The sequence below is a fragment of the Rhizobium ruizarguesonis genome, assembly GCF_017357285.1.
Lineage (GTDB): Bacteria > Pseudomonadota > Alphaproteobacteria > Rhizobiales > Rhizobiaceae > Rhizobium > Rhizobium ruizarguesonis.
Genome location: NZ_CP071682.1, coordinates 414,443 through 426,690, shown reverse-complemented (window position 1 = coordinate 426,690; position 12,248 = coordinate 414,443). Strand labels below are relative to the sequence as shown.

The 12,248-nt window shown below is 55.4% G+C and carries 10 protein-coding genes and 6 pseudogenes; 7 read left to right on the top strand and 9 right to left on the bottom strand.

All coding sequences use genetic code 11. From position 1 onward, the window contains the following. Positions 1 to 144: 144 nt before the first annotated feature. The 3 genes and pseudogenes from J3P73_RS36255 to J3P73_RS36245 all read right to left on the bottom strand — a co-directional run bounded on the left by J3P73_RS36255 (position 145) and on the right by J3P73_RS36245 (position 1,860). Positions 145 to 618 (bottom strand): DUF2971 domain-containing protein, encoded by a 474-nt coding sequence (locus tag J3P73_RS36255; protein WP_207580299.1) that lies wholly within the window; start codon positions 616 to 618, stop codon positions 145 to 147. Between the two features lie 478 nt (positions 619 to 1,096). Further along, a pseudogene (locus tag J3P73_RS38405) lies at positions 1,097 to 1,267 on the bottom strand (thiamine phosphate synthase); the annotation flags it as partial. Continuing rightward, positions 1,264 to 1,860: a beta/alpha barrel domain-containing protein gene (locus J3P73_RS36245; protein WP_425328911.1), complete on the bottom strand. Its 597-nt coding sequence runs from the start codon at positions 1,858 to 1,860 to the stop codon at positions 1,264 to 1,266. The gene J3P73_RS36245 and the pseudogene J3P73_RS38405, both read right to left, overlap by 4 nt. 666 nt (positions 1,861 to 2,526) lie before the next feature. On the opposite strand from J3P73_RS36245, the gene J3P73_RS36240 reads away from it, so the two are divergent. Both J3P73_RS36240 and tnpC read left to right on the top strand, forming a co-directional pair. Further along, on the top strand, positions 2,527 to 3,276 hold the full coding sequence (locus J3P73_RS36240) for an aspartate/glutamate racemase family protein (protein WP_207580298.1): 750 nt from the start codon (positions 2,527 to 2,529) through the stop codon (positions 3,274 to 3,276). A gap of 65 nt (positions 3,277 to 3,341) precedes the next feature. Then, positions 3,342 to 3,841, top strand: a pseudogene (gene tnpC / locus J3P73_RS36235) (IS66 family transposase); the annotation flags it as partial. A 26-nt stretch (positions 3,842 to 3,867) separates the two neighbouring features. Here the strand turns inward: tnpC and J3P73_RS36230 are convergent. After that, entirely contained in the window at positions 3,868 to 4,956 is a 1,089-nt protein-coding gene (locus J3P73_RS36230) for a sensor histidine kinase (RefSeq protein WP_207580297.1), read from the bottom strand. Next, entirely contained in the window at positions 4,949 to 5,644 is a 696-nt protein-coding gene (locus J3P73_RS36225) for a response regulator (RefSeq protein ID WP_131602586.1), read from the bottom strand. Before J3P73_RS36225 ends, J3P73_RS36230 begins: the two co-directional genes overlap by 8 nt. A 786-nt stretch (positions 5,645 to 6,430) precedes the next feature. On the opposite strand from J3P73_RS36225, the gene J3P73_RS36220 reads away from it, so the two are divergent. Beyond that, positions 6,431 to 6,649, top strand: coding sequence for a helix-turn-helix domain-containing protein (locus tag J3P73_RS36220; RefSeq protein ID WP_207580296.1), 219 nt, complete (start codon positions 6,431 to 6,433; stop codon positions 6,647 to 6,649). Positions 6,650 to 7,071: 422 nt separating this feature from the next. Here the strand turns inward: J3P73_RS36220 and J3P73_RS36215 are convergent, their stop codons facing one another. Next, positions 7,072 to 8,151, bottom strand: coding sequence for an IS630 family transposase (locus J3P73_RS36215; RefSeq protein ID WP_164580004.1), 1,080 nt, complete (start codon positions 8,149 to 8,151; stop codon positions 7,072 to 7,074). Positions 8,152 to 8,280: 129 nt separating this feature from the next. On the opposite strand from J3P73_RS36215, the pseudogene J3P73_RS36210 reads away from it, so the two are divergent. Then, a pseudogene (locus tag J3P73_RS36210) lies at positions 8,281 to 8,476 on the top strand (IS481 family transposase); the annotation flags it as partial. A 38-nt stretch (positions 8,477 to 8,514) separates the two neighbouring features. Here J3P73_RS36210 and J3P73_RS36205 read toward each other — a convergent pair. The 3 genes and pseudogenes from J3P73_RS36205 to J3P73_RS37965 all read right to left on the bottom strand — a co-directional run. Continuing rightward, a pseudogene (locus tag J3P73_RS36205) lies at positions 8,515 to 8,667 on the bottom strand (NADP-dependent oxidoreductase); the annotation flags it as partial. Positions 8,668 to 8,906: 239 nt separating this feature from the next. Next, the gene (locus tag J3P73_RS36200) at positions 8,907 to 9,458 is read right to left on the bottom strand and encodes an OsmC family protein (RefSeq protein WP_026242468.1); all 552 of its coding nucleotides are present in this window, start codon (positions 9,456 to 9,458) and stop codon (positions 8,907 to 8,909) included. A gap of 37 nt (positions 9,459 to 9,495) precedes the next feature. Continuing rightward, positions 9,496 to 9,675, bottom strand: a pseudogene (locus J3P73_RS37965) (nitrogen fixation protein FixA); the annotation flags it as partial. Between the two features lie 458 nt (positions 9,676 to 10,133). On the opposite strand from J3P73_RS37965, the pseudogene J3P73_RS36190 reads away from it, so the two are divergent. The 3 genes and pseudogenes from J3P73_RS36190 to J3P73_RS36180 all read left to right on the top strand — a co-directional run bounded on the left by J3P73_RS36190 (position 10,134) and on the right by J3P73_RS36180 (position 12,157). After that, a pseudogene (locus J3P73_RS36190) lies at positions 10,134 to 10,843 on the top strand (transcriptional regulator). A gap of 197 nt (positions 10,844 to 11,040) precedes the next feature. Continuing rightward, complete coding sequence (locus tag J3P73_RS36185) at positions 11,041 to 11,382, top strand: hypothetical protein (RefSeq protein WP_207580294.1); 342 nt, start codon at positions 11,041 to 11,043, stop codon at positions 11,380 to 11,382. Between the two features lie 112 nt (positions 11,383 to 11,494). Further along, entirely contained in the window at positions 11,495 to 12,157 is a 663-nt protein-coding gene (locus J3P73_RS36180) for a transcriptional regulator (protein ID WP_207580293.1), read from the top strand. Positions 12,158 to 12,248 lie beyond the last annotated feature (91 nt).

Below are 12,248 nucleotides of genomic sequence, written 5' to 3'. Positions count from 1 at the left end.
ATCCCGCCGTGACCGGCGCGCTGGTCTTTCACAAACGTCAAGGAGACGACGATGACCCTTCATCAGTGGTTATCGCCCTGCTAAAATTCGACGTGCGACGACGTTGTCGATCGCGGTGCCGTTGAACAACCATCTCTTGTCACTCTAGTCCGGAAAATCATCTCGCAGGTTGAACGACAGGTCGTAGGTCTCAATGGCCGGGGCGGCGGTCATGATCTCGAATCCGAATAGTTTTGATTGCTCTTTCAACCATTCCATTTCCGAGAACCGGGAGCCAGCAAAGACGCGGGTGATCGAACGCTTTGGCAGGGTCAAACCAAAGACGGTTTTGTCGGTAAGGCCGATCTTCTTCCATAATCCGTCACATGTTATACGATCATTCCAGACTTGTCCGTGAATGTCGGCTACGGCGCGTACCTCCTCCTCATATGCCCACGAGATCGGCTTGGAGAGAAACAGCCGCTGCAAAAGCTCGTAGTTTTCGATATCGAATCGCTGGTCACCGATCTCGGCAATTCTCGTCCTGTTCTCGTACGTGTCTCTATTTGGCCGCTTCATATAAATAACCGAGCCGAATTGAACGGGTATGAGCAGACCGCGAGAGGTAAGCCTCGCCACGTCCGCATCGATCTCGATAACAGCCCCGGATGGCTATCAGCATAATGAGACCACATCAGGCCGTTGTCATAAGTGCGAGTGAAGCTTGCGACCGCGCATTGTCCCCACGTGGTGTCGGCATTTCTTGCCATCTCCTCTCCAGTCACATAGGTGTCGAAGAGAGTGTTCATGCCTCTGGGATAGGCAGACCGAAGCACGCGCGGCTGATCGAAAGGATCGTTAAAATCAATCGGCCGTGTAAACCCGATCCGGTGGCTTTCGATAATGCCGCGAAGCGCGGTGAGGGAGACATATTTATATACAATCAAATCAGAACTCCTAAATAATCGTTTGGCTCATATGGCACTGCCACGGGGCGAGTGAGTGATCGCTGTATGTTGCTGGCGCTCTCGTCACGCGCGAATGTGGCCAATGGTTCCATTTCGTCAAGGCGCGCACTCGCGGGACTTCTGCTACTGATCGCGACCTCACTGCAGGCAAGCATTCGGCAAGCGTTTCCGGGCACCTCTACTGCGCGACGAATCTCGGCGCGTAGTTCAGTCTCCGGACGATCCTTGATGCGCAACTGCACCAGCTTGACGCCAAGCGGTACCAGCCGGGCAATCCATTCGGCGCTGTCGACGATCAGGTAGAACGGATCGAGCTTCATGTGAACACCGCCTTTCCGATCACCGGCGTGGAGGGTGCGGCCATGTCGCGCGGCTCCATCAGGCCGGCGTTAAAGGCTTGATTGCCGGCGGCGGTCGCCGCGGCAAAGGCGCCTGCCATCGCCGCGGGATCGCCGGCGCCGGCAACGGCGGTGTTGAGCAGAACCGCTTCGAAACCGAGCTCCATGACCGCAGTTGCGTGTGACGACCGACCGATGCCGGCATCGACGATCAGCGACAAGTCTGGGAAATGGGCCCGCATTGCTCTGGGCGCTGTCGGATTGAGCGGCCCGGCGGCACTGCCGATCGGAGCGCACCAAGGCATCAGCACCTTGCAGCCGGCCTCCAGCAGTCGTTCGGCCACGACCAGATCGTCGGTCGTGTACGGGAAGACTTCGAAACCTTCGTTGACGAGAATGCGAGCCGCCTCGACGAGACCGAAGACATCCGGCTGTAGCGTATCATGGTTGCCGATGACCTCGAGCTTGATCCAGTTGGTGGCGAACAGCTCGCGGGCCATCCTTGCGGTCAGCACCGCTTCCGCGACGCTGTGGCAACCTGTTGGGTAGGATACGAACGCCGAAACGGTCGGCATCGGGCTTCTCTCAACCCACCGGGCAAAAAAATAGGCGGCCAGACCATCATGCCAGATGATCTTCAAAATATCCGATCTGCGGCCCTGAAGACGAAGAGATCCCCTGACAACGGATCATGCTTCAGAACCTCCTGCACCCCAAGACACTGTCTATATTGACGCCCATATAGACAGAACATCGAGCTCGCCTCAATTCTCAGGAAGGCAGCCCACCACGGACGCGTATGGCACCCCTCAAGGTGGGATTATCTCACCTAGCGAGTCATAGATGCGGTGCAGATGCTCCTCGCTCGCAGCGATCACCCATTACCGAGAGCACCGCGGCTGATCGTCGGAACGCCGGCACGCTCGAATGACGGCTGCCCGCGAAGCCGATCACCCGGTACAGCGCTATGAAACGTGCAGGCGCTCGCCTTGGGACGCGCTCGCCCTCAGGCCGCGCGTCCATGATCGCTCCATCAAACCTCCACGGGACTTGAACTTACTAAGTACATACAGACGGCAACAAGGAGACACCGATGATGACTCACTTGGCCTTGTGCTGCCGAGACCAACTAAGGGGACCTTCCGCAATGACCGAGCAGTGAACAGAAAAACTTCGATGCAGTCGCCCGCGGTGCCCTCATGTGTCACCAAATCCGCTCTACCGTAAGATGAGACTTTCTGATGTCTGAGGTCAAACCGCAAGCAAATGCCTGTCCTCCCCCCATAATTGGGCTAAAAAAGCCACTTGGAGTGGTGGGGGGAATGGGAAGTCTAGCAACTGCGAAATTTCTGCAGGCTTTGGCTCAAAAAAGTGGCGTGGACACAGATCAAGAGCACGTTCCATTTATTGCTCTATCACTTCCCAACATTTCTGATCGATCAAACGCAATATCTATCGGCAGCAACGCGCCGTTGCGGCAAATCCTGGAACGCACGCAATGGCTCGAGAAAGTTGGATGTGGAGCTATAGCCATCCCCTGCAATACGGCACATTTTTGGTCTTCCGATATTGCAAACGCTCTAACAATAAAATTCATTAGTATAGTTGAGGTTACCCGCGACTTTATATATGAGCATAACGGCACGGATATGGATAACCTGCGAACAATTGTCTTAGGAATGAAAGCAACTGTTCAACACAAATTATATGGAAATTCAACGGCAGGCTGGGGCGGCGCTGTCCCTGACGTCGACTCAATTCAACAAGACGCAGCAAGGGTTATTGATGACGTCAAGAGCGGAAATATAAGTCGCGCCAGGTTTAAAATGGCATTACTGGTAGCGCGAACACGAAGCCTCAAGCCGGACGCTATTATACTTGGATGCAGTGAACTATCTGTCGCATCGCGAGACCTTTTCAAAGGTTCAGATGTTATAGATCCGCTAGATATTCTTGTAGACGCGTGCATTTCATGGTTTCGCAATACATAGACATCAATATAATCTTAAGATCGAAAAAATGGTAGAAAAAGTCGAAACTTGTACGTGGAAATATTGAGGTTGACCACCTCGCAAACTTAAGTGGTGTGGTGCATGCCGATGGCTATGGGGGCTACAAGAAGCTCTACGGCAATCAGATTGTTGAGGCCGCCTGCATGGCGCATGTGCGCCGCAATTCCATGATGTGATCGAGCTCAAGCCATCTCCGACCGTTGACGAAGTTCTGTCGCGCATTGGTGCACTCTACGATATCGAGGATCGTATCCGCGGCATGTCGGCTGACGAGCGGCGTACACTGCGCCGGTAACACGCCAGGCCCATTCCGGCGGACCTCAAGAGCTGGATAGACGAGACGCTCTCGACGCTGCCACAGAAGCAGAAGCTGGCCGAGGCAATGCGATATGCCCTCTCGCGATGGGCAGCATTGAGCGTCTATCTCGACGACGGTTGCGTCGAGATAGACAGCAATATAGCTGAACGAGCCATGAGACCGCTTGGAATCGGAAGAAAAAATTGGCTCTTCGCCGGGTCAGACAAGGGTGGCGAGCGCATCGCCAAACCTTCAGTTCACGCCCTCCAACACTAAATCCTCTTTACGCCGGAGGCGTTCTTTGGCAGCCGGATCTTGACTTTGAAGCCTCGTCCGCAATCAGTATCTATGACGACTTCGCCGTGATGGACACTTGCTATCGTCTTTACAATTGTAAGGCCAAGACCGCTGCCTTCGGGAACGCGCTCTCGCGAGTCACCGCCGCGCCAGAAGGGATCGAAGACTTTATCCGCTACGGCGGCCGGCAAGCCAGGGCCTGTGTCTTCGCAAAGTATCATGGCCCAATCCTCGTCTTCATAGGTCCGGATGGTCACGGTATTCCCCGGTGCGTAGCGGCGGCAGTTATCGAGCAGCGCGCGCAGCACCAGGTGCACTCCCGCGGGATCGGCGATGCAAACTGCACGATCGAACTGTCGCTCTATTGTGATGCCGGCAGCGACCAAATCGTCCTCCATCGAGGCGGTCAGCGTCTCAGCTTCCACCGCGAGGTCGATCTCTTTGATGTTAAGATCGAGCTTGTTGGCGCTCGATAATCGAAGATTTTCTAAATCGTTGGCCATAGGAGCAAGACAGCTGACATGGGGAATCATGCGAGCGAAGAGCTCCCGGCTTGGTTCGATGGCTCCAGTCGAAAGTCCACGCAGATTGCCAAATAGCACGGTCAGGGACGTGCGGAATTCATGCGCAATCGCTGAGTTCCGGTATCTGAGATCTGCTTCCAACTCCTCCAGGCGTTCGGCCATAGCGTTAATATCGGCAGTAAGTGCATAGGTCTCCTCGAACGAGTGCGGGGGCGCCGTGACACGCACTGAATAGTCACCGGCGGCTATCGAACGGGTTGCAGCTGCAATTGGTGGCAGAGCGCCCACTATGTCTTGGGCTAGGCGACGGCCGACAATGACGGCGGGAATAAGACCGATTGTTACTATTAAACTGAGTACGGCGACATCCCTCCAGTGCGATCCATTGGTTTCCCGAAAATAGCCCAAAGACTGCAAGCGATGCAGTATCGTGAAAAAGATCGTAACTCCAAGGTAAAAGGCCCCTAAAGATATGAAGGTTTGCACGCTCAAAGCGCGAACGATCATCGTTTTCAAATTTCTAGTTTTGTATTCAGCCATCTTTAGTGTCCATTCGATATCCAATGCCCCTGACGGAGACCAACATGCCACGAAGGCCAGCGGCATCTAGTTTGGATCTCAGATTGCACATATGAGAATCAATGGTCCGCTCGAGCGGCACATTGTCTGGAAAACATTCGTCAACCAGTTCACCACGCTCGAACACGCGGCCGGGGGAACGAGCCAAACGAAAGATAAGCTTGAACTCCGTTGGAGTCAGCTGCAGGTCTTTTCGTCCGGTCGGTTGATCTACCCATGCGGTGCGTGCGGAATGGTCGACGGTCAGTTTTCCAAGGCGGATTGGCAGATTGGCGATGCGACCACCGGCCCTCCGTAGCACCGCTATGGTACGGGCTACCACCAAGTCCGGATCGAACGGTTTGACAATGTAATCATCTGTTCCGAATCGATAGCCCTGCAGTTCGTCAATAGGCTTGTCCCGGCCCGTCACCATAATCACCAGCGTGTCGCCGCGCCGCCTAATTTCAGCCAATACCTCAAAGCCGTTCCGGCGGGGCAACGAGACGTCGAGCATGACGAGATCGGGTTTCAGTTTCATATGGTGCGCAAGGCCTATTTCTCCATCGGAGGCCTCCACTGTTCGATAACCTTCTCTCTCAAGGTAAGTTCTTAATAGAGTACGAGTTTCCCCATCGTCGTCGATGATGAGGATCAATTCATTACACATGGCGTGCCTCCTAAAAGTAGTGGATTCCAGAGAGGTATCGCCACGCGTAGCGTCAACCGCGAACTCGAATCGGTGCAACCTTTGTTGAGGACGTAGCTTATGTGCCTGCCCGCAAAGTGGACACCAACCCAGGGAAGAAGGTCAGCGGCGATAACCTCGCCTTCCGGCAAATATACTTTGCAAACGAGCGGTCGGATAATATTTGGAAATGTCTGTTACATTGACCATTATACTTTCCTGTAGGTGTGGATTGTTGAATGGGAGAGGTCTGGCATCCCATCTTCTTTCGCAAATGTAATTTGTGCGCCGATAACGGAATTGACCGCAGTGGTGTACGACGTTCCAGCTGCGCGCTTTTTGTTGTGATTTTGCCAAGCAAGAGCCCCAATCGACTTGTCTGGGATTAACAGCGTTCGCGTTTGCTGCAGAGTCAGGGATGTTCGACTGCGGCGCCTCCGCCGTCGACGCCCGCTGTGGCAGCACCGAGCTCGATCGCGCGCATCCCGCTGACATTTCAACGCTCCTTACCCGAGGACATAGTAATCGCAACGATATTCACTTGCGCGCTATCGGGTCGACGGTATGAAGGCCTACAGGGGTAAGCTGGTGCCGCTAACCCGGGTTGTCCGCCCCTTCATCGCCTCAGACCTGTACTCCGTCGCGCAAACTGATAGAAAGTGCGCCCGCGGAATTCGAAGAAACTGTCCGTTGCCGGACGCGGTCGTGAGCGGTGGAACTAGAAAACGGATGCACGTTTTCCGGCCGCCAAAAGGAGCCTTAATCGACATGAACATTGTCTCGAAGATTGCAAAATCCTCAGTTGCCCCGTCCGTTGGCGCTCTGCTTGCAGAAGCTCGCCTGGCTCGCGGCTATTCGCTGGACGACGTCGCAGAAACCACTGGTCTGACTGTGGCAGAGGTGACAGCTCTGGAGAACGACGCGGATCTCGACGCGTCGAGGATTCGAAGGACCGCATCCGTTCTAGGAATTTTAGAAAAGATATGAGGTGTGCCGCGCAGACATCGTTGAACAGCTTCTTCCACGGCTGCACCTCTTCAAGGAAGGTGGGTGCAACTCACGGGTGGCGCTTCAATGGGATGTTGTTCAACTCGGGTACAGTTTTCAACGGGTAACCAAAGCTCGGCTGGACGTGTTCGTCCAGCCGGCTGGGCAAGATCATTTTGTTGAGCGAAGTCTTTCGTCGAACCGCAAGCTTGGGCTTTTGCCGGCCTTCAGCGTGCGGGGATGAAAATTCGAACTGGTCGCTTCTCGACATTAAACTAGACGGAATATGATTTAAGAATGGGCCGGATTAAGACCGCCCCTACGGCAAAATCCTACATAAAGGAAAAGCCCGGCCCGTTGCGGAAACCGCGCTGGCCGACACGCGCGTCGTAGACGAAGTCCAACGTGCTCCTGATCTGATGCTAGTGGATTGATTCCAACGCTTGGTGCCCACGTTTGACCGCTGCAATGATCTCGTCTGGATCTGCCCTCCAGATGAAGGGCTTTGGTTTTTGGTTATGCTCTTTGACGAAGCGGTTAATGGTAGCCTGGAGGTCGACGACGGACTGGAAGACGCCGTACTTCAGACGTCGGCGCGTCAGCTTCGCAAAGAAGCCCTCGACGGCGTTCAGCCATGAACAGGATGTAGGGACGAAGTGGAAGGTCCAGCGCGGATGCCTGGCTAGCCAAGCGCGGACCTTCGGCTGTTTATGGGTCGCGTAGTTATCGAGAATGACGTGGACGGCCTTATCCTTTGGCAACTCCGCCTCTATGGCGTTGAGAAAACGGATGAACTCCTGATGCCGGTGACGCTGCATGTTTCGACCGATCACCGAGCCGTCGAGGATATTGAGGGCGGCAAACAGGGTGGTGGTGCCATGGCGCTTGTAATCGTGAGTCATCGTGCCGGCGCGCCCTTTCTTCAGGGGAAGTCCTGGCTGCGTCCGGTCGAGTGCCTGGATCTGGCTCTTCTCATCGACGGACAGGACAATGGCATGGGCCGGTGGCGAGACGTAGAGCCCGACGACGTCATGAAGCTTCTCGGCAAAGGCCTTGTCGTTCGATAGTTTGAAGGAGCGCCAGCGATGCGGGGCAAGGCCATGCTCATGCCAGATCTTCACAACCGAAGAGGCTGCAATCCCAACGGCCTTGGCCATCGCACGAACAGTCCAATGCGTTGCTTCCTGTTGAGGCGTCTCAAGCGTCAGTGCGACGACCCGCTCAACGAGTTCGCCATCAAGCGGCGCAATGCCGGGCGGTCTGCTCTTGTCGTGCAAAAGGCCATCGACGCCCTCAGTCATGAAGCGCTCCTGCCAACGCCAGACACACGTTTTGGATTTGCCGGTTGCCTCCATGATTGCGACCGTTCCCGAGCCATCACCGCTCATCAAGATGATCCTCGCTCGCCACACGTGCTTCTGAGCAGAAGTTGGAGCTGCAACAATCGCTTCCAAGCGGGCTCGATCCGCCGCGGCCACGTCAAATCTGATACCTGTACGCATACGATATCGTTGCACAACGAAAGTCGAAAAGGAATCCCAACTCGGACTCCTTTGTTTCAATCAATCCACTAGATGTTTGATCCCAGGCTTTGATGGAGCATCCTTGTCTTCCAAATCAAAGGATGCGCTATGGGCCAGGTTCTTTATGGGAGCGCCACGACGACAGAGGCAGTTCGTCGAGCGATACAACGTAGTCAAGAGGCCTGATGGCGCTTTCGAAGCGTTACGGGATCAATCAGAAGACCGTCGCCCGGTCGCGGACCTTCCGACCGGCCCGAAAGAGCCGAGATCGACGGTCTCTGTTGAGGAGGAGGCTGTTGTCGTTTTGGCATAGGAATTGGCGTTGTCCTTGCGGTCCCGCATGTAGGGGGCAAGGGAAAGATAAAGCGTCTGGAGAAGAACTTCGCCCTCGGCGAGATCCCGGAACGGTCTCCCGCTCGAGCCGGAAATTCGCAGCCGCTTTCCGGATGGGCGCGATGCAAAGACGATGCAGGTGGCAACGGGTTGACTAGCCATGGTGTGCTCCTCTTCGGTTTTTTCCTTGGTGTATCAGGAATTTGCTTCAAGCAAACCCGTGCTCGCCATCTGGGCCCTACCGGAGCACCCCTTGTGGCAGTGCCGCGGGCGCATTTCGAATGGCCGCATGATTTTATCCTTCAGTGATACCAATTTGGGGAATTATGCAGCAACCGACATCCGACGGGTTCCCACGAGACGAAGTCGAGAACACGTGCTGACACATGACTACACGGTCATCAGTCGGCGCTTCTTATATGATGGTCAGGTTGCTGGTGATCCAACTGCCCGCGCACCTCGTTTCCGCGTTTCAGGAGATTGAGGATTGGACAGAGCTTTTCCACGGTCGCCTGCAGTCTGGCGACGTCCGCGGTACTTGCGGGAGATACCAGGGTGACCAGGTAGTTGATGTCCTGGGGATAGACGGGAACGTCTTCATATCCTTCTGCACCTGCACGCAGATCGATCGTGGCGGAGACTTCCGCATTCAGCGATTCCAGCGGCACGCCCTGATCGGAAGCATAGATCAGAAAGGTATGGGTCAGGCAGCTCGAAAGCGCGCCGAGCAGCAGTTCTGGAGACGACGGACCCAGATTGTAGCCTGCGAAATCTGGCGGGCTGTCGGAAATGACCTGGAAATCCCGAATTCGGATACGACGTACGCCGCTGCGGCCTTCAGCGCTTGCGCTGGCCTCCATTGTGACCGCACTCAGATCGCCCCTTCTGACGCGCGCCCGCCGATCGAGTAGTGCTTCGTGCTTCTGTCGGAGATACTCATTCAAAGTTGTCATCGCTTGCTAATATTCCTGTTGTCGAGACCGATGCCGGGATGGCCGAAGCGCCGCGTTGCGCGCGCCGTTCAACCACGAGCTCGTGAGAAATGGGATCAATGGAAACAATCTTCGCTACGCAAGACAGTTGCTGGAGGTTCAGCCTCTTTGCGATTCCGGGTCCGACCGGGGCTGTGTCGCCGTCAATTGTCTGCTTCCCGATTAAGACGATATCAGGCCCCCTAATGTCCGGCACGTGTTTGATACATACCACGATGTGCATAGTCGTTTAAGCTCCCAATCGGATTTGGGCTTTAGGGACCCGGCTTACTCTGAGCACTACTCGTGCCAATCAGGTTGCGCCGGTAAGCCTTCGAGATTGCACATGTTTCGTTGTCGCTATGCGGAGGGGTTTTGTAGGGTTGCCGACATGTCGTGTCGCAATCCGCCCCGATCACCACCGCGAACGGATGGCGGTTCGATAGGCTTCAGGTCGGACAACTCCATGATAGCTGCGATACGAGCCGGCCCCCGGGAGATAGCACGGGGACTGAAGTTCTGGTGCGGTGGGCGTGTATCGAGCTTCGGTTTACCGTTGATAATCTGACTAGCGACACCCGTATGCGCGATCAGAAGCAGAGCGATCGAGAAAATAACGCTGCGGCGCCTAGTGAGGTTGGACAAGCGTTTTAGCTGATGTTGCGGCGTCACCAGGATCATTGCCAGAAGCGTGGAGAAACCCTTGCTGGGGTATCTATTGAAAGAGAAACGTCTATAACCGCTGTTGCAGCGCGTCGAGTTCTTGGGTCTTCATCGCCTCAATCGTTGGACCAACGGCCGTCGCGCGAGATCTTCAAGTCGAGGCAATGCCATTCCTGCCGATAGGTTCTCAGCTCAGCGAATTAGGCAGCGAGATGCTTGTATCCGGAGAAGAACAGGGCGGGCCGTTGTTGACACTGCCGATTGAGCAGGAGACAAATGCATTGGCTTTACAGGAGACCATAATGGCCGACCAAACCGATATGATGGCCAATGCTGAAACGGCGACCGCCGCGGCGCCCGATGTACCGAAGAAGGTGCGCAAACCTCGCGCCAAGAAGGCGGTGCCTGAAACGGCCGCAGCCGTCGTTTCGGTGCAACCGGCAGCGGCTCCGAGTGCCACAGCTGGAAAGCAGAAGAGAGGACGCAAAGCAAAGTCTGACGAAGGTACGATGAGTGCCAAGCGCGCGCCTGTCAAACGTGCTCCGAGGGCTGTGCAGAGAGCGACTACGCCGTCGGTGGCAGCTGTTGATGAGATCGCGGATCTTCTGCAGCTCGAAGAGGAAAACCAGAGGCTGCGCAAGCTGCTGGCGGAGAAGCTCCGTGCTGAAAATGCCGATCTGCGAAAGCGACTCAACCTCGGTTGATTGGCAGCAGACGGCCAAGCGCTGGCCGCATTCTCATGCTTATTGAAGTGAAGATTTTGGCGGCGGTTCGTTCTGCCGCCAACGTTTTTGCTTGCAGTTTGCATACGGGATGGAAATCGAGGTGGAAATTTGAGCATTTTGGTAGCGAGTAGGACCGGGCGACAATCGCAATCTTCTAGGAAGGAGAGCGGTGGACGATGACGGTGACCTTCAAACTTCGTATTGTAACGGGCGCCTATTTCGAACGATTTGGTCCTTTTGACCTAGGAGGCAAGCGTCCTGAACAAGATGGCTCGAAAAGACGCGTGCTGGAACCTCCCACTGGAAATGCGACGGATCCAAATGGCAGATGCTCTTCCATCAACCGCCTTATCTCGCAGATGAGCTGCCTCAGCCGCGTCACGGCTGAACCCTGCCGCATACCGCCAGCCACTCCCGCAGAAATGGCTTTGTCAATTAGCCTCGACCACCAAAGGGCGCGTGATATCGTGTTGTACTTGCGCATCAGGTCACTCGGGCCGAAGAGCGGCAGCGTGTGAAATTCGCAGGCCGTTATGGACACCGCCGGCGCGATAGTGGTTATTTGCAGGCTTGTTGCGATGCTGAAGGCGTCGCTGAAAAAATTACCACTGACACCCGAGGCTTATTAAAGTGAAAAAAGTACAGCGCAGCTTTGCCGTCGAATACAAATCTGGTCGGCGAAAACTAAACTCCAAGCCGAACTCGATCTGGGCAGACACCGATCTTAAGTCCGTTGCGCAAGATCTGCAGGACGAGGCGATGCCATTTTTATCATTAGCTCCTCAGGCAAGGAGCAGCGAGATGCTTGTATCCGGAGAAGAACAGGCCGGGCCGTTATTGACACTGCCGATCGAGCAGGAGACAAATGCATCGGCTTTACAGGAGACCATAATGGCCGATCAAAACGATACGATGACCAATGCTGAAACGGCGACCGCCGCGGCGCCCGATGTACCGAAGAAGGTGCGCAAACCTCGCGCCAAGAAGGCGGTGCCTGAAACGGCCGCAGCCGTCGTTTCGGTGCAACCGGCAGCGGCTCCGAGTGCCACAGCTGGAAAGCAGAAGAGAGGACGCAAAGCAAAGTCTGACGAAGGTACGATGAGTGCCAAGCGCGCGCCTGTCAAACGTGCTCCGAGGGCTGTGCAGAGAGCGACTACGCCGTCGGTGGCAGCTGTTGATGAGATCGCGGATCTTCTGCAGCTCGAAGAGGAAAACCAGAGGCTGCGCAAGCTGCTGGCGGAGAAGCTCCGTGCTGAAAATGCCGATCTGCGAAAGCGACTCAACCTCGGTTGATTGGCAGCAGACGGCCAAGCGCTGGCCGCATTCTCATGCTTATTGAAGTGAAGATTTTGGCGGCGGTTCGTTCTGCCGGCAACGTTTTTGC